Source organism: Citrobacter portucalensis (assembly GCF_023374935.1).
GTDB classification, from domain to species: Bacteria; Pseudomonadota; Gammaproteobacteria; order Enterobacterales; family Enterobacteriaceae; genus Citrobacter; species Citrobacter portucalensis.
Map to the genome: position 1 here is coordinate 4,062,580 of NZ_CP092466.1, position 16,363 is coordinate 4,078,942.

14 protein-coding genes, 2 tRNA genes and 3 rRNA genes are annotated in these 16,363 nt (G+C 51.8%); 9 read left to right on the plus strand and 10 right to left on the minus strand.

From position 1 onward, the window contains the following. The first annotated feature begins 30 nt into the window (after positions 1-30). The gene (gene yafC / locus LY264_RS19800) at positions 31-945 is read left to right on the plus strand and encodes a DNA-binding transcriptional regulator YafC (protein ID WP_008783768.1); all 915 of its coding nucleotides are present in this window, start codon (positions 31-33) and stop codon (positions 943-945) included. A 21-nt stretch (positions 946-966) separates the two neighbouring features. Here the strand turns inward: yafC and dkgB are convergent, their stop codons facing one another. From dkgB to gmhB, 7 genes are all read right to left on the minus strand, one after another. After that, positions 967-1,770, minus strand: a complete 804-nt coding sequence (gene dkgB / locus LY264_RS19805) for a 2,5-didehydrogluconate reductase DkgB (protein WP_003830794.1) — start codon at positions 1,768-1,770, stop codon at positions 967-969. 164 nt (positions 1,771-1,934) lie between these two features. Then, positions 1,935-2,011, minus strand: a tRNA-Asp gene (locus tag LY264_RS19810). 192 nt (positions 2,012-2,203) lie between these two features. Beyond that, positions 2,204-2,319 (minus strand): 5S ribosomal RNA (gene rrf, locus LY264_RS19815). 94 nt (positions 2,320-2,413) lie between these two features. After that, positions 2,414-5,320, minus strand: a 23S ribosomal RNA gene (locus LY264_RS19820). 221 nt (positions 5,321-5,541) lie between these two features. Beyond that, positions 5,542-5,617, minus strand: a tRNA-Glu gene (locus tag LY264_RS19825). Positions 5,618-5,702: 85 nt separating this feature from the next. Next, positions 5,703-7,244 (minus strand): 16S ribosomal RNA (locus LY264_RS19830). The 16S, 23S and 5S rRNA genes sit together here with 2 tRNA genes alongside, the layout of an rRNA operon. A gap of 369 nt (positions 7,245-7,613) precedes the next feature. Further along, positions 7,614-8,180, minus strand: a complete 567-nt coding sequence (gene gmhB / locus LY264_RS19835) for a D-glycero-beta-D-manno-heptose 1,7-bisphosphate 7-phosphatase (protein WP_003829138.1) — start codon at positions 8,178-8,180, stop codon at positions 7,614-7,616. A 189-nt stretch (positions 8,181-8,369) separates the two neighbouring features. Between gmhB and metN the strand changes: the two genes are divergently transcribed. From metN to proS, 6 genes are all read left to right on the plus strand, one after another. Further along, positions 8,370-9,401 (plus strand): methionine ABC transporter ATP-binding protein MetN, encoded by a 1,032-nt coding sequence (gene metN / locus LY264_RS19840; protein ID WP_048227055.1) that lies wholly within the window; start codon positions 8,370-8,372, stop codon positions 9,399-9,401. Further along, positions 9,394-10,047: a methionine ABC transporter permease MetI gene (locus LY264_RS19845; protein ID WP_003018471.1), complete on the plus strand. Its 654-nt coding sequence runs from the start codon at positions 9,394-9,396 to the stop codon at positions 10,045-10,047. Before metN ends, LY264_RS19845 begins: the two co-directional genes overlap by 8 nt. Before the next feature lie 44 nt (positions 10,048-10,091). Next, positions 10,092-10,907 carry a methionine ABC transporter substrate-binding lipoprotein MetQ gene (metQ, locus tag LY264_RS19850; protein WP_048227056.1) on the plus strand — a complete coding sequence of 272 codons (816 nt, stop codon included), beginning with the start codon at positions 10,092-10,094 and terminating at the stop codon, positions 10,905-10,907. A gap of 116 nt (positions 10,908-11,023) precedes the next feature. Further along, positions 11,024-11,428: an Rcs stress response system protein RcsF gene (gene rcsF, locus LY264_RS19855; protein ID WP_003018477.1), complete on the plus strand. Its 405-nt coding sequence runs from the start codon at positions 11,024-11,026 to the stop codon at positions 11,426-11,428. Next, a complete protein-coding gene (gene tsaA / locus LY264_RS19860) occupies positions 11,425-12,132 on the plus strand; it encodes a tRNA (N6-threonylcarbamoyladenosine(37)-N6)-methyltransferase TrmO (RefSeq protein ID WP_003829147.1) in 708 nt (235 codons plus the stop codon). Before rcsF ends, tsaA begins: the two co-directional genes overlap by 4 nt. 113 nt (positions 12,133-12,245) lie before the next feature. Further along, a complete protein-coding gene (gene proS, locus LY264_RS19865) occupies positions 12,246-13,964 on the plus strand; it encodes a proline--tRNA ligase (RefSeq protein ID WP_003829149.1) in 1,719 nt (572 codons plus the stop codon). Positions 13,965-14,008: 44 nt separating this feature from the next. On the opposite strand, the gene nlpE is transcribed toward proS, so the two are convergent. The 3 genes from nlpE to LY264_RS19880 are packed head-to-tail and all read right to left on the minus strand — an operon-like array spanning position 14,009 to position 15,702. Further along, the gene (gene nlpE / locus LY264_RS19870; RefSeq protein WP_122984005.1) at positions 14,009-14,707 is read right to left on the minus strand and encodes an envelope stress response activation lipoprotein NlpE; all 699 of its coding nucleotides are present in this window, start codon (positions 14,705-14,707) and stop codon (positions 14,009-14,011) included. Between the two features lie 30 nt (positions 14,708-14,737). After that, positions 14,738-15,160, minus strand: a complete 423-nt coding sequence (gene arfB / locus LY264_RS19875; RefSeq protein WP_032942412.1) for an alternative ribosome rescue aminoacyl-tRNA hydrolase ArfB — start codon at positions 15,158-15,160, stop codon at positions 14,738-14,740. Further along, positions 15,157-15,702, minus strand: coding sequence for a YaeQ family protein (locus LY264_RS19880; RefSeq protein ID WP_003018497.1), 546 nt, complete (start codon positions 15,700-15,702; stop codon positions 15,157-15,159). The genes arfB and LY264_RS19880 overlap by 4 nt, the downstream gene beginning before the upstream one ends. A gap of 188 nt (positions 15,703-15,890) precedes the next feature. Between LY264_RS19880 and LY264_RS19885 the strand changes: the two genes are divergently transcribed. Together LY264_RS19885 and rof are read left to right on the plus strand one after the other, a co-directional pair. Further along, entirely contained in the window at positions 15,891-16,091 is a 201-nt protein-coding gene (locus LY264_RS19885; RefSeq protein WP_048214883.1) for a YaeP family protein, read from the plus strand. Further along, complete coding sequence (gene rof / locus LY264_RS19890) at positions 16,078-16,338, plus strand: Rho-binding antiterminator (RefSeq protein WP_003018503.1); 261 nt, start codon at positions 16,078-16,080, stop codon at positions 16,336-16,338. Before LY264_RS19885 ends, rof begins: the two co-directional genes overlap by 14 nt. Positions 16,339-16,363: the final 25 nt, after the last annotated feature.

Below are 16,363 nucleotides of genomic sequence, written 5' to 3' on the forward strand. Positions count from 1 at the left end.
TCTCAATATAATTTTGCGTCAGGTGCAAAAATGAAAGCAACCTCCGAAGAACTTGCAATTTTTGTGGCGGTAGTGGAAAGCGGCAGCTTTAGCCGGGCGGCAGAACAGCTTGGACAAGCCAATTCTGCGGTCAGCCGGGCAGTAAAAAAGCTGGAGATGAAATTGGGCGTCAGTTTGCTTAATCGCACGACCCGACAGCTAAGCCTGACCGAAGAAGGAGAGCGCTACTTCAGGCGGGTGCAGCAGATACTGCAAGAGATGGCTGCAGCAGAAACGGAAATCATGGAGTCACGTAATACTCCGCGCGGCCTGCTGCGCATCGACGCAGCAACACCGGTGATGTTGCATTTCCTGATGCCGCTAATCAAGCCGTTCCGGGAACGGTATCCCGAGATGACGTTGTCTCTCGTCTCCTCAGAAACGTTCATCAATCTTATTGAACGAAAAGTGGATGTTGCTATACGAGCGGGTACACTGACTGACTCGAGTCTACGTGCGCGTCCGCTATTTACCAGCTATCGTAAGATTATTGCCTCACCGGACTACATTGCCCGTTTTGGCAAGCCAGAGAGCGTCGAGGAGTTAAATCAGCATCTGTGTCTGGGGTTTTCCGAACCGGTTTCACTCAATACCTGGCCGATTGCCTGTAGCGACGGACAGCTGCATGAGGTTGAGTGCGGAATTTCTTCCAACAGTGGAGAAACGCTAAAACAGCTTTGCCTGAATGGCAACGGCATCGCATGTCTTTCAGATTATATGATAGATAAAGAGATCGCGCGGGGTGAACTGGTGGAGTTATTGGCAGATAAACGTCTGCCGGTAGAGATGCCTTTTAGCGCAGTTTATTACAGCGATCGTGCCGTCAGTACGCGCATCCGGGCATTTATCGACTTTTTAAGTGAATATATAAGAACAGCTCCCGAAGGAGCTGTGAAAGAGGGTTAATGGGTACAGAGGGTCAGGCAATTAATCCCAATCAGGGGCCAGACCTTCCGGGCTGACCAGACGATCGTTGCAGTCCAGTGCCGCGATCGCTTTTTTATCTTCGGCATCCAGATGCAGTTCCAGCGCCAGCAGGTTGCTTGCCAGGTTTTCACGTTTGGTAGAAGAAGGAATTACGGAGTAACCTTCCCCCATTGCCCATGCCAGAATAACCTGCGCCGGGGTCGCGTTATGTTTAGCGGCAATGTGCGCAATCACTTCATCTTTCAGCGCTTTACCGTAAGCCAGCGTCATGTAAGAGGTGATGTGGATACCGTGTGCTTTCGCCCAGTCAACCACCTTACGGCTCTGCAGATACGGAGAAAGCTCAATCTGGTTAGTCGCGATATTCTCTGCACCTACTGCGGCAATGGCTTTTTCCATCAGCGGAATGGTGAAGTTTGAGATACCAATTTCACGAGTCAGTCCCTGCTGTTTTGCTTCGAGCAGCGCCTGCATGAATTCCTCAACAGATACCGCATCACCTGGAGATGGCCAGTGGATCAGCGTCAGATCGACATAATCTGTACGCAACTTCTTCAGGCTTTCTTTCAGGCTTGGGATCAGTTTTTCTTTGCTGAGATTTTCAATCCAGATCTTGGTGGTGATATACAGCTCGTTACGCGGTACGCCACTTTCGGCAATCGCTTGACCAACAGCCGCTTCATTATCATAGATTTGTGCAGTGTCGACAGCACGGTAGCCTAGCTCAAGCGCCGTTTTAACAGAAGCGATAACCACGTCGTCTTTCAGGCGGAAAGTACCTAAACCGAATGCAGGGATAGTCATAGAATTCCTCTTTATAATCACTATGTTCGTTAACTGAGAGGATTATGAGCTTTAGCTCTTTATAGAAAAAGAGTGAAAAATGCAGAGGATATTTGCGGATTCAGCAATAATTAAATTGCAGACAAAGAAAAAGCCCTGAGCGTTAGCTCAGGGCTCTTAATAAGTGGCGGAACGGACGGGACTCGAACCCGCGACCCCCTGCGTGACAGGCAGGTATTCTAACCAACTGAACTACCGCTCCACCGAATTTCTTTGTCACTACCCGGATTATTCATCCCGGTTTACTGCAATTTGATGCCTGGCAGTTTATGAATCACTTTGTGATTCACCCTTCGGGCCGTTGCTTCGCAACGTTCAAAAGCTTTCGCTTTTGTCCTACTCTCTATCGAGTAGTGAACTGCCTCGAAAGTCAGTGCCATACTTCTAATTTGATGCCTGGCAGTTCCCTACTCTCGCATGGGGAGACCCCACACTACCATCGGCGCTACGGCGTTTCACTTCTGAGTTCGGCATGGGGTCAGGTGGGACCACCGCGCTACAGCCGCCAGGCAAATTCTGTTTATCAACACACCTCCTGGGCATGTCGATGTTATCTGTATCAGGCTGAAAATATCTCTCTTCGCCAAAACATCTTCGGCGTTGTAAGGTTAAGCCTCACGGTTCATTAGTATCGGTTAGCTCAATGTATCGCTACACTTACACACCCGACCTATCAACGTCGTCGTCTTCAACGTTCCTTCAGGACCCTTAAAGGGTCAGGGAGAACTCATCTCGGGGCAAGTTTCGTGCTTAGATGCTTTCAGCACTTATCTCTTCCGCATTTAGCTACCGGGCAATGCCATTGGCATGACAACCCGAACACCAGTGATGCGTCCACTCCGGTCCTCTCGTACTAGGAGCAGCCCCCCTCAATTCTCCAGCGCCCACGGCAGATAGGGACCGAACTGTCTCACGACGTTCTAAACCCAGCTCGCGTACCACTTTAAATGGCGAACAGCCATACCCTTGGGACCTACTTCAGCCCCAGGATGTGATGAGCCGACATCGAGGTGCCAAACACCGCCGTCGATATGAACTCTTGGGCGGTATCAGCCTGTTATCCCCGGAGTACCTTTTATCCGTTGAGCGATGGCCCTTCCATTCAGAACCACCGGATCACTAAGACCTGCTTTCGCACCTGCTCGAGCCGTCACTCTCGCAGTCAAGCTAGCTTATGCCTTTGCACTAACCTCCTGATGTCCGACCAGGATTAGCTAACCTTCGTGCTCCTCCGTTACTCTTTAGGAGGAGACCGCCCCAGTCAAACTACCCACCAGACACTGTCCGCAACCCGGATTACGGGTCTACGTTAGAACACCAGCCATTAAAGGGTGGTATTTCAAGGATGGCTCCATGCAGACTGGCGTCCACACTTCAAAGCCTCCCACCTATCCTACACATCAAGGACCAGTGTTCAGTGTCAAGCTATAGTAAAGGTTCACGGGGTCTTTCCGTCTTGCCGCGGGTACACTGCATCTTCACAGCGAGTTCAATTTCACTGAGTCTCGGGTGGAGACAGCCTGGCCATCATTACGCCATTCGTGCAGGTCGGAACTTACCCGACAAGGAATTTCGCTACCTTAGGACCGTTATAGTTACGGCCGCCGTTTACCGGGGCTTCGATCAAGAGCTTCTCCTTACGGATAACCCCATCAATTAACCTTCCGGCACCGGGCAGGCGTCACACCGTATACGTCCACTTTCGTGTTTGCACAGTGCTGTGTTTTTAATAAACAGTTGCAGCCAGCTGGTATCTTCGACTGATTTCAGCTCCATGAGTAAATCACTTCACCTACATATCAGCGTGCCTTCTCCCGAAGTTACGGCACCATTTTGCCTAGTTCCTTCACCCGAGTTCTCTCAAGCGCCTTGGTATTCTCTACCTGACCACCTGTGTCGGTTTGGGGTACGATTTCGTGTTACCTGATGCTTAGAGGCTTTTCCTGGAAGCAGGGCATTTGTTACTTCAGCACCGTAGTGCCTCGTCATCACACCTCAGCGTTAAAAGGTACCGGATTTACCTGGAACCTCCGCCTACATGCTTAAACCGGGACAACCGTCGCCCGGCTAACATAGCCTTCTCCGTCCCCCCTTCGCAGTAACACCAAGTACAGGAATATTAACCTGTTTCCCATCGACTACGCCTTTCGGCCTCGCCTTAGGGGTCGACTCACCCTGCCCCGATTAACGTTGGACAGGAACCCTTGGTCTTCCGGCGTGCGGGTTTTTCACCCGCATTATCGTTACTTATGTCAGCATTCGCACTTCTGATACCTCCAGCATGCCTCACGACACACCTTCAACGGCTTACAGAACGCTCCCCTACCCAACAACACATAGTGTCGCTGCCGCAGCTTCGGTGCATGGTTTAGCCCCGTTACATCTTCCGCGCAGGCCGACTCGACCAGTGAGCTATTACGCTTTCTTTAAATGATGGCTGCTTCTAAGCCAACATCCTGGCTGTCTGTGCCTTCCCACATCGTTTCCCACTTAACCATGACTTTGGGACCTTAGCTGGCGGTCTGGGTTGTTTCCCTCTTCACGACGGACGTTAGCACCCGCCGTGTGTCTCCCGTGATAACATTCTTCGGTATTCGCAGTTTGCATCGGGTTGGTAAGTCGGGATGACCCCCTAGCCGAAACAGTGCTCTACCCCCGAAGATGAGTTCACGAGGCGCTACCTAAATAGCTTTCGGGGAGAACCAGCTATCTCCCGGTTTGATTGGCCTTTCACCCCCAGCCACAAGTCATCCGCTAATTTTTCAACATTAGTCGGTTCGGTCCTCCAGTTAGTGTTACCCAACCTTCAACCTGCCCATGGCTAGATCACCGGGTTTCGGGTCTATACCCTGCAACTTAACGCCCAGTTAAGACTCGGTTTCCCTTCGGCTCCCCTATTCGGTTAACCTTGCTACAGAATATAAGTCGCTGACCCATTATACAAAAGGTACGCAGTCACACCCCAAAGGGTGCTCCCACTGCTTGTACGTACACGGTTTCAGGTTCTTTTTCACTCCCCTCGCCGGGGTTCTTTTCGCCTTTCCCTCACGGTACTGGTTCACTATCGGTCAGTCAGGAGTATTTAGCCTTGGAGGATGGTCCCCCCATATTCAGACAGGATACCACGTGTCCCGCCCTACTCTTCGAGTTCACAACACATGCACTTTTGTGTACGGGACTTTCACCCTGTATCGTGCGACTTTCCAGACGCTTCCACTAACACACATGCTGATTCAGACTCTGGGCTGCTCCCCGTTCGCTCGCCGCTACTGGGGGAATCTCGGTTGATTTCTTTTCCTCGGGGTACTTAGATGTTTCAGTTCCCCCGGTTCGCTTCATTACGCTATGTATTCACGTAATGATAGTGTGACGAATCACACTGGGTTTCCCCATTCGGAAATCGCCGGTTATAACGGTTCATATCACCTTACCGACGCTTATCGCAGATTAGCACGTCCTTCATCGCCTCTGACTGCCAGGGCATCCACCGTGTACGCTTAGTCGCTTAACCTCACAACCCGAAGATGTTTCTTTCGATTCATCATCGACTTGCAAAAATTTGAGAGACTCGAACACACCGCTTTTCATTTCTTATTACGGAGAAATGAAACAGTGTGTCGTTTCAATTTTCAGCTTGATCCAGATTTTTAAAGAGCAAATATCTCAAACGTGACTCGAAAGTCAGTTTTGAGATACTTCGGTCGGCGACTTTCACTCACACATACCAGCAAGTGGCGTCCCCTAGGGGATTCGAACCCCTGTTACCGCCGTGAAAGGGCGGTGTCCTGGGCCTCTAGACGAAGGGGACACTGAAGTCTCAATCGCAAGACGCCTTGCTATTTACTTTTCATCAGACAATCTGTGTGAGCACTACAAAGGTCGGTTCTTTAAGGTAAGGAGGTGATCCAACCGCAGGTTCCCCTACGGTTACCTTGTTACGACTTCACCCCAGTCATGAATCACAAAGTGGTAAGCGCCCTCCCGAAGGTTAAGCTACCTACTTCTTTTGCAACCCACTCCCATGGTGTGACGGGCGGTGTGTACAAGGCCCGGGAACGTATTCACCGTGGCATTCTGATCCACGATTACTAGCGATTCCGACTTCATGGAGTCGAGTTGCAGACTCCAATCCGGACTACGACATACTTTATGAGGTCCGCTTGCTCTCGCGAGGTCGCTTCTCTTTGTATATGCCATTGTAGCACGTGTGTAGCCCTACTCGTAAGGGCCATGATGACTTGACGTCATCCCCACCTTCCTCCAGTTTATCACTGGCAGTCTCCTTTGAGTTCCCGACCGAATCGCTGGCAACAAAGGATAAGGGTTGCGCTCGTTGCGGGACTTAACCCAACATTTCACAACACGAGCTGACGACAGCCATGCAGCACCTGTCTCAGAGTTCCCGAAGGCACCAAAGCATCTCTGCTAAGTTCTCTGGATGTCAAGAGTAGGTAAGGTTCTTCGCGTTGCATCGAATTAAACCACATGCTCCACCGCTTGTGCGGGCCCCCGTCAATTCATTTGAGTTTTAACCTTGCGGCCGTACTCCCCAGGCGGTCGACTTAACGCGTTAGCTCCGGAAGCCACGCCTCAAGGGCACAACCTCCAAGTCGACATCGTTTACGGCGTGGACTACCAGGGTATCTAATCCTGTTTGCTCCCCACGCTTTCGCACCTGAGCGTCAGTCTTTGTCCAGGGGGCCGCCTTCGCCACCGGTATTCCTCCAGATCTCTACGCATTTCACCGCTACACCTGGAATTCTACCCCCCTCTACAAGACTCTAGCCTGCCAGTTTCGGATGCAGTTCCCAGGTTGAGCCCGGGGATTTCACATCCGACTTGACAGACCGCCTGCGTGCGCTTTACGCCCAGTAATTCCGATTAACGCTTGCACCCTCCGTATTACCGCGGCTGCTGGCACGGAGTTAGCCGGTGCTTCTTCTGCGAGTAACGTCAATTGCTGCGGTTATTAACCACAACACCTTCCTCCTCGCTGAAAGTACTTTACAACCCGAAGGCCTTCTTCATACACGCGGCATGGCTGCATCAGGCTTGCGCCCATTGTGCAATATTCCCCACTGCTGCCTCCCGTAGGAGTCTGGACCGTGTCTCAGTTCCAGTGTGGCTGGTCATCCTCTCAGACCAGCTAGGGATCGTCGCCTAGGTGAGCCGTTACCCCACCTACTAGCTAATCCCATCTGGGCACATCCGATGGCAAGAGGCCCGAAGGTCCCCCTCTTTGGTCTTGCGACGTTATGCGGTATTAGCTACCGTTTCCAGTAGTTATCCCCCTCCATCGGGCAGTTTCCCAGACATTACTCACCCGTCCGCCACTCGTCACCCAAGGAGCAAGCTCCTCTGTGCTACCGTTCGACTTGCATGTGTTAGGCCTGCCGCCAGCGTTCAATCTGAGCCATGATCAAACTCTTCAATTTAAAAGTTTGATGCTCAATGAATTAAACTTCGTAATGAATTACGTGTTCACTCGTTGAGACTTGGTATTCATTTTTCGTCTTGCGACGTTAAGAATCCGTATCTTCGAGTGCCCACACAGATTGTCTGATAAATTGTTAAAGAGCAGTTGCGACGCGCTTTAGCGCTCTGTCGCGAGGTGGCGTATATTACGCTTTCCTCTTTCAGAGTCAACCCTCATTTTCAGGTTTTTCTCTTCAACCGAACCGGCTGTTTGTGTGAAGTGATTCACATCCGCCGTGTCGATGGAGGCGCATTATAGGGAGTCGACTCAGGAAGACAAGCGGAAAAATGCATTTTTGTTTCAACCGCTCACCTTTTATCCACAACGCTTACTTTTGCTGCTTTTTTATCGCCATCGGCAGGTCTGCCAGACTATTTATGACCAAATCTGCCGCATTTTCTGCTTCTGGCGTGACGGGTTTGCCCGTGCGGACCAATACCTTCGTGCCAACATTCGCAGCTGCCGCCGCCTGCATATCTTCAATTTTGTCGCCTACCATATAAGAAGCGGCCATATCGATGTGCAAGAAGTCTCGGGCGGAGATAAACATGCCAGGATGTGGTTTACGACAGTCGCAGACCTGACGATACTCTTCTACAGTACCCTGCGGGTGATGCGGGCAGTAGTAGATGCCATCCAGCTCAACGTCGCGATCGGCCAGCGACCAGTCCATCCATTCGGTCAACGTTTCAAACTGCGCCTCAGTAAATTTACCACGCGCGATACCAGACTGGTTCGTCACGATAATAAGCGCGTAACCCATCTTTTTAAGTTCACGCATGGCATCAATAACGCCGTCGATAAACTCAAACTCGTCGATCTCATGTACATAACCGTGGTCCACATTAATGGTACCGTCACGGTCGAGAAAAATTGCGGGTACAGACTTTGCCACCTTTTATAGCTCCTGAATAAGGCATGTGACTCTAGTATCGCATGTTTCAGCGGGCAAGAAAGTGCTCATCGTGCAAAGCCCGATTGATTTAGACGTCTGGATGCCTTAACATCCATCTTGTTGACGGCTTCGACCGTACCTGACAGACGAAAATGCCACGGCTAACTTAATTACGATAATAAATAACCAATGATTAAACTTTCGAATATCACCAAAGTGTTCCAGCAGGGGACTCGCACCATTCAGGCGCTAAATAATGTCAGCCTGCATGTTCCTGCCGGGCAGATTTATGGCGTTATTGGCGCCTCCGGTGCCGGTAAAAGTACGCTCATCCGCTGCGTTAACCTACTCGAACGCCCTACCGAAGGCAGCGTTCAGGTTGGCGGTCAGGAGCTGACCACGCTTTCTGAGTCGGAGTTGACTAAAGCTCGCCGTCAAATCGGCATGATTTTTCAGCACTTTAACCTGCTGTCTTCCCGTACGGTGTTCGGTAACGTCGCACTACCGCTGGAACTGGATAACACGCCAAAAGAAGAGATCAAACGCCGCGTAACAGAGCTGTTGGAGTTGGTTGGTCTTGGCGACAAGCACGATAGCTATCCGGCCAACCTTTCCGGTGGACAAAAACAGCGTGTGGCGATCGCCCGTGCGCTGGCAAGTAATCCCAAAGTGTTGCTGTGCGATGAAGCCACCAGCGCACTCGATCCGGCAACGACCCGCTCGATTCTGGAATTATTGAAAGATATTAATCGTCGTCTGGGACTCACCATTCTGCTGATTACCCACGAAATGGACGTTGTAAAACGTATTTGTGACTGCGTGGCGGTCATCAGCAATGGTGAACTGATTGAGCAAGACACCGTTAGTGAAGTGTTCTCACATCCGAAAACGCCGCTGGCACAGAAATTTATCCAGTCCACGCTGCACCTGGATATTCCGGAAGATTATCTGGAACGTTTGAAAGCGGAGCCGGAAGCCGACAGCGTGCCGATGCTGCGTATGGAATTCACCGGCCATTCGGTCGATGCACCGCTACTTTCTGAGACGGCCCGTCGGTTTAATGTGAATAACAACATTATTAGCGCGCAGATGGATTACGCCGGCGGTGTGAAGTTCGGCATCATGCTGACTGAAATGCACGGCACACAGGAAGATACACAAGCAGCCATCAGTTGGTTGCAGGAACACCATGTAAAAGTAGAGGTACTGGGTTATGTCTGAGCCGATGATGTGGCTGCTGGTTCGCGGCGTATGGGAAACGCTGGCAATGACCTTTGTGTCCGGTTTTTTTGGCTTTGTGATTGGTCTGCCGGTTGGTGTGTTGCTGTACGTAACACGTCCGGGGCAAATTATTGAGAACGCGAAGCTCTACCGTACGCTCTCTGCGCTGGTGAACATTTTCCGTTCCATCCCGTTCATCATCTTACTGGTGTGGATGATTCCGTTCACCCGCATGATCGTAGGCACCTCTATCGGACTGCAGGCAGCTATCGTTCCGCTGACCGTCGGTGCCGCGCCGTTTATCGCCCGTATGGTGGAAAACGCGCTGCTCGAAATCCCGACCGGGCTGATAGAAGCCTCTCGTGCGATGGGCGCCACGCCGCTGCAAATTGTACGTAAGGTATTACTGCCAGAAGCACTGCCAGGACTGGTCAATGCGGCCACCATCACCCTTATCACGCTGGTTGGTTACTCCGCGATGGGCGGTGCCGTCGGTGCCGGTGGTCTTGGACAGATTGGCTATCAGTACGGCTATATTGGTTACAACGCTACCGTAATGAATACAGTACTGGTATTGCTCGTCGTTCTGGTTTATTTAATTCAGTTATCCGGCGATCGCATCGTCCGGGCTGTCACGCACAAATAACGTTGCACACAACACTAAAAACTCATTAAGAAAAGGAAATAAGCATGGCGTTCAAATTCAAAACCTTTGCGGCAGTTGGAGCCCTGATCGGTTCTCTGGCACTTGTGGGTTGCGGTCAGGATGAAAAAGATCCTAATCACATCAAAGTGGGCGTTATTGTTGGCGCAGAGCAGCAGGTTGCAGAAGTCGCGCAGAAAGTGGCAAAAGAAAAATACGGTCTGGACGTTGAGCTGGTCACGTTTAACGATTACGTTCTGCCTAACGAAGCGCTGAGCAAAGGCGATATCGATGCTAACGCCTTCCAGCACAAACCGTACCTGGACCAGCAGATCAAAGATCGCGGTTATAAGCTGGTTGCTGTAGGCAATACTTTTGTTTACCCGATTGCGGGCTACTCCAAAAAAATCAAATCACTGGATGAGCTGCAGGACGGTTCCCAGGTCGCGATTCCAAACGACCCGACTAACCTTGGTCGTTCCTTGCTGCTGCTGCAAAAAGTGGGCTTAATCAAACTGAAAGACGGTGTTGGCTTGCTGCCGACCGTGCTGGACGTGATTGAAAACCCGAAAAACCTGAAGCTGGTTGAACTGGAAGCACCGCAGCTGCCGCGTTCCCTGGACGATGCACAAATCGCACTGGCGGTCATCAACACCACCTACGCCAGCCAGATCGGCCTGACTCCGGCAAAAGACGGTATCTTTGTTGAAGATAAAGATTCCCCGTACGTAAACCTGATCGTGACTCGTGAAGACAACAAAGATGCTGAGAACGTGAAGAAATTCGTTGAAGCATACCAGTCTGACGAAGTGTACGAAGCAGCAAACAAAGTCTTCAACGGCGGTGCTGTTAAGGGCTGGTAATTTTAGGCTGTTTACAGAATCTGTAATATCATCAGGACGGGCGCTTGCCCGTCTTGTCATTTATGCAAGCACCTGATTCAATATCTGACGTTTAGATCATTCATTGAGGAAATATTATGCGTGCTTTACCGATCTGTTTAGTAGCACTCTTGCTGAGCGGCTGTTCTATGTTAAGCAGATCCCCTGTTGAACCCGTTCAAAGCACCGCAACCCCGCCGAAAGCGGAGCCGGAAAAACCGAAAGCACCGCGCGCTACGCCGGTAAGAATCATTACTAACGCTGAAGATTTAGTAGGCAAACCGTTCCGCGATCTTGGCGAAGTTAGCGGTGAATCCTGCCAGGCTTCAAACCAGGATTCCCCTCCGAGCATTCCAACCGCACGCAAACGCATGCAGATTAACGCATCAAAAATGAAAGCTAATGCGGTATTGCTGCACAGTTGCGAAGTGACCAGCGGAACGCCGGGTTGCTATCGTCAGGCGGTTTGCATCGGTTCTGCACTGAACATTTCGGCGAAATGAGCCATTTTCAGTTCGAGCAAATAGGCGTTATCCGCTCACCTTATAAAGAAAAGTTCGCCGTTCCACGCCAGCCCGGTCTGGTGAAAAGCGCCAGCGGTGAACTGCATTTGCTCGCACCTTATAACCAGGCCGATGCCGTTCGCGGCCTGGAAGCCTTCAGTCATTTGTGGGTGATTTTTGTTTTTCACCAGACAATGGAAGGTGGATGGCGTCCGACCGTGCGCCCTCCCCGCCTTGGCGGCAACGCCAGAATGGGTGTCTTTGCCACGCGTTCAACGTTTCGTCCTAACCCTGTTGGCATGTCGTTGGTCGAGCTACGGGGCATCCGCTGCCATAAAGAGCACGTGATCCTCGAACTAGGTGGGCTGGATCTCGTTGATGGCACGCCAGTTGTAGATATAAAACCGTATCTGCCGTTTGCCGAATCGTTACCCGATGCTCGCGCCAGCTATGCTCAGGATGCCCCCCAGGCCAGCGTAGACGTGACGTTCAGTGAAGATCTCGCGGAGCAGCTACCGAAGCTCGAACAACGTTACCCGCATCTTCGTCAGTTTATTGCCGAAGTGCTGGCGCAGGATCCGCGTCCTGCCTACCGTAAAAATGAGGAAGAAGGCAAAACCTACGCCGTCTGGCTACTGGACTTTAACGTCCGCTGGCGCGTCACGCCGTCAGGATTTGAGGTCTTTGCTCTGGAAGCCCGCTAATTTGCGTCGCGTACTCTTTTGACATCCCTTTCTCGCTGGTAAACTAAACCACTTTTGTTTTGTGCCAGGCTCGTTTTGAGCCTGTTCGATCGTTCAACTGGAACCGTAACAACATGCGTACTAGCCAATATCTGCTCTCCACTCTGAAGGAGACACCTGCCGACGCCGAAGTCATCAGCCACCAGCTGATGCTGCGCGCCGGGATGATCCGCAAGCTGGCCTCCGGGTTATATACCTGGCTGCCGACCGGCGTGCGCGTCCTGAAAAAAGTCGAAAACATCGTGCGTGAAGAGATGAACAACGCCGGTGCGATCGAGGTGTTGATGCCGGTCGTTCAGCCTTCTGAACTGTGGGAAGAGAGCGGCCGTTGGGAACAATACGGCCCGGAACTGCTGCGTATTGCTGACCGTGGCGATCGTTCGTTCGTCCTCGGCCCAACGCATGAAGAAGTGATCACCGACCTGATCCGTAACGAGCTGAGCTCTTACAAACAGCTGCCGCTGAACTTCTATCAGATTCAGACCAAATTCCGTGACGAAGTCCGTCCGCGCTTCGGCGTGATGCGCTCCCGCGAATTCCTGATGAAAGATGCATACTCTTTCCACACCTCTCAGGAATCCCTGCAGGAAACCTACGACGCGATGTACGCTGCGTATAGCAAAATCTTCAGCCGTATGGGGCTGGATTTCCGTGCAGTACAAGCGGATACCGGTTCTATCGGCGGCAGCGCCTCTCACGAATTCCAGGTGCTGGCGCAGAGCGGCGAAGACGATGTGATCTTCTCCGACTCTTCCGACTATGCAGCGAACATCGAATTTGCCGAAGCCGTTGCGCCGAAGGAGCCGCGCGCGGCAGCAACCCAGGAAATGACGCTGGTAGATACGCCGAACGCTAAAACCATCGCCGAACTGGTTGAGCAGTTCAACTTGCCTATCGAAAAAACCGTGAAAACCCTGCTGGTGAAAGCGGTGGAAGGCAGCAGCTACCCGCTGGTCGCCCTGCTGGTTCGTGGCGATCACGAGCTGAACGAAGTCAAAGCGGAAAAACTGCCGCAGGTTGCCAGCCCGCTGACCTTTGCCACCGAAGAAGAAATTCGTGCGCTGGTAAAAGCAGGTCCTGGCTCGCTCGGTCCGGTGAATATGCCAATTCCGGTGGTTATCGACCGTACCGTTGCAGTAATGAGCGATTTCGCTGCCGGTGCCAACATCGACGGTAAACACTATTTCGGTATCAACTGGGATCGCGACGTGGCCACCCCGGAAGTTGCTGACATCCGTAACGTGGTCGCCGGCGACCCTAGCCCGGACGGCAAAGGTACGCTGATGATCAAACGCGGTATCGAAGTCGGCCATATCTTCCAGTTGGGTACCAAGTACTCTGAAGCGATGAAAGCCGCCGTTCAGGGCGAAGATGGCCGTAACCAGACGCTGACTATGGGCTGCTACGGTATCGGGGTCACTCGCGTAGTCGCTGCTGCTATTGAACAAAACTTTGACGATCGTGGCATCGTATGGCCAGATGCCATTGCCCCGTTCCAGGTCGCCATTCTGCCGATGAACATGCACAAATCCTACCGTGTGCAGGAGCTGGCTGAGAAGCTGTACGCTGAGCTGCGCGCGCAGGGTATTGAAGTACTGATGGACGATCGTAAAGAACGTCCGGGCGTGATGTTTGCCGATATGGAACTGATCGGTATTCCGCACACCATCGTGCTGGGCGACCGTAACCTCGACAACGACGATATCGAATACAAATACCGTCGTAACGGCGAGAAAGAGCTGATTAAAACCGGCGACATCGTCGACTTCCTGGTCAAAGCCATTAAAGGCTAATACCAACAAAAAGGCCCTGATTATCAGGGCCTTTTTTCTATCGATTAATTACACGCTTTACCAGGGATAAATTTCGCGTCTTTATCCGCCATCAACGTTTTCACTTTCTCACCCGTATCCGGGTTTGACTCCAGCGTGAAATGCGCCTCAAGCGTCAGCAGTACGGACTGTCCGTTTTCCGCACGAGAGGCTAAATAGTCGCGTTCAAGCTGAGCGTTATTCGCCACCGGCATCCGTTTACCCGTTGCGCAGTCGGTAAAGATTGCCGCGTCAGCCATGTAGAAATACATGCCTCGCATCGGCATTGGCGTCACCGGTAAGCTGGCGGAAACCGGCTGGAGCGTGTAGTTAAACTGTGACTCAATCGGGTTACCTTCACGATCGAGCATTTCCAGCGCCTCGCCTTTAGCCCGGTAGTACGACTTTTCACCTTTGCTGTCGGTCAGCACCAGTTTGTCGGCTGTACGCGCCCATGTGCCATAAGAGGCAAACGAAGACGGTTCATCCCGCACGCCCTGATAGCGTTCGTTCATCACCCATGTGCCGTCTTTTTCCAGAAACAGAGAGGTTTCAATCCCTTCGCAGTCCGCGCAAGGTAAGATGCCACGCCAGCTTTGCTGCATCGGTTTTAATTCTGCCGCCCGCGTCGGCTGTAGTACTTCAACTTCAGTACGATTATTACAGCCAATCAAGGAAAAAAGCGTGCATGCAGCGACCACGGACAATATTGCTGTTTTCACTATCAATTCCTTATTAATTTTTATTCCCGCTCGTCAGTCTTGCGTTCGACGAACTCTCCCGCGCAGTGCTTTCACTGTGGATTTTTGCGCCTTCGATGACAACCTGCGCTCTTTCGAGGCGCGCGTAGGGCGAGTTGCCTGTCGGCTTTTTTGCACCGCGGTTAATTCTTTTATCACCGCCACCAGTCGGGAGATTGCCGCTTCCCGATTGAGCTCCTGGCTACGGTATTCCTGCGCCTTAATGATAATAATGCCATCGCCGCTAATCAGATGATGGCTGGCGGCCAGCAGGCGTTCCTTGTAATACTCTGGCAGGCTCGAGGCCCGAATGTCAAAGCGCAAATGGATAGCCGTCGAGGTCTTGTTAACGTGCTGACCACCCGCGCCTTGTGCCCGAATCGCCGTGATTTCCAGCTCATTATCAGGGATAGAGACGTTTCGGGAGAGAACAATCATGAACGCGGCTGCCACGCGGTCAGATGAATTTCCAGATTGTTCTGAGAATCGGACAGCCAAATAGCGCCGTCCTGAATAGTCGCCTGCAGCGCCATTGTACGACCAGCAAAATCACTCAGTTGCGCCAGCTGTTCATCATCCAGATACCACACGGTGAGATTTTTAAACTGCGCACATTTGTTCTGGTTTTGCTGCCACCAGATCTGAGCCGCACGGCTGTTATAGGCAAACAGAGCAACCTCACCAGACTGGGTACAGGCTTTCTTGATACGGCGCTCATCCGGCAGACCCAGCTCAATCCAAAGATCGATGCCCAGATGGTCGTTACGCAGCCATGCTTCAGGCTCGTCTTCCGCGCTCAGGCCACGCGTGAACTGCAGCCGTTCATCGGCATATTTAATCCAGGCCAGCAGGCGCAGCATCATGCGCTCCTGGGTTTCAGAGGGGTGACGCGCCAGCGTCAAGGCCGCGTCAAGAAACTGGTTGCGGTCAAGATCCGCTACGTTGACGACGGCTTTATAAATTGTCGCTTTAAGCGCCATGGGAGAACTCCTTTCGAATCAAGCGCACATTGTAGCGAAAACTGCGGCAAAAGGCTGCTAACTGCTCATCTATCAAGGCGCTGATATTGCTTGAATGAGTATGGTATAGTCACCTTGCTAAACAGAGTTTATCTTCGTAGGCTTAGACTTGCATCCACGGTTAAGTCAGAGTGCTGACAGGAGGGCATGTGGAAAAATATTGTGAGTTAATACGCAAGCGGTACGCGGAAATCGCCAGCGGAGACTTAGGGTATATCCCGGATGCGCTGGGTTGCGTATTGAAGGTGCTTAATGAAGTGGCGACAGACAGCGCCCTTCCAGAGTCGGTCAGGGAAAAAGCGGCCTATGCTGCCGCGAACTTACTGGTGAGCGATTATGTCAATGAATGAAACGTATCAACCCATCAACTGCGATGATTACGACAATCTTGAACTCGCCTGCCAGCACCATTTGTTACTGACGCTGGCGTTAAAAGATGGCGAAGTTTTGCAGGCGAAAGCGAACGACCTGGTTTCACGCAAAAACGTGGAGTATCTGGTCGCAGATGTCGCTGGTGAAACCCGGGAGCTTCGTCTCGACAAAATTGCCAGCTTCAGCCACCCGCAAATCGGTACCGTGGTGGTCAGCGAATCCTGATTATTTTGGTGCCGGATGACGGTGC

What these genes read in the sequence shown, in the direction of transcription:
- LY264_RS19880 (WP_003018497.1), bottom strand. Translation starts at nt 15,702, where the DNA reads ATGGCGCTTAAAGCGACAATTTATAAAGCCGTCGTCAACGTAGCGGAT.
- dkgB (WP_003830794.1), bottom strand. Translation starts at nt 1,770, where the DNA reads ATGACTATCCCTGCATTCGGTTTAGGTACTTTCCGCCTGAAAGACGAC.
- LY264_RS19845 (WP_003018471.1), top strand. Translation starts at nt 9,394, where the DNA reads ATGTCTGAGCCGATGATGTGGCTGCTGGTTCGCGGCGTATGGGAAACG.
- tsaA (WP_003829147.1), top strand. Translation starts at nt 11,425, where the DNA reads ATGAGCCATTTTCAGTTCGAGCAAATAGGCGTTATCCGCTCACCTTAT.
- proS (WP_003829149.1), top strand. Translation starts at nt 12,246, where the DNA reads ATGCGTACTAGCCAATATCTGCTCTCCACTCTGAAGGAGACACCTGCC.
- rof (WP_003018503.1), top strand. Translation starts at nt 16,078, where the DNA reads ATGTCAATGAATGAAACGTATCAACCCATCAACTGCGATGATTACGAC.
- arfB (WP_032942412.1), bottom strand. Translation starts at nt 15,160, where the DNA reads ATGATTGTTCTCTCCCGAAACGTCTCTATCCCTGATAATGAGCTGGAA.
- metN (WP_048227055.1), top strand. Translation starts at nt 8,370, where the DNA reads ATGATTAAACTTTCGAATATCACCAAAGTGTTCCAGCAGGGGACTCGC.
- yafC (WP_008783768.1), top strand. Translation starts at nt 31, where the DNA reads ATGAAAGCAACCTCCGAAGAACTTGCAATTTTTGTGGCGGTAGTGGAA.
- metQ (WP_048227056.1), top strand. Translation starts at nt 10,092, where the DNA reads ATGGCGTTCAAATTCAAAACCTTTGCGGCAGTTGGAGCCCTGATCGGT.
- rcsF (WP_003018477.1), top strand. Translation starts at nt 11,024, where the DNA reads ATGCGTGCTTTACCGATCTGTTTAGTAGCACTCTTGCTGAGCGGCTGT.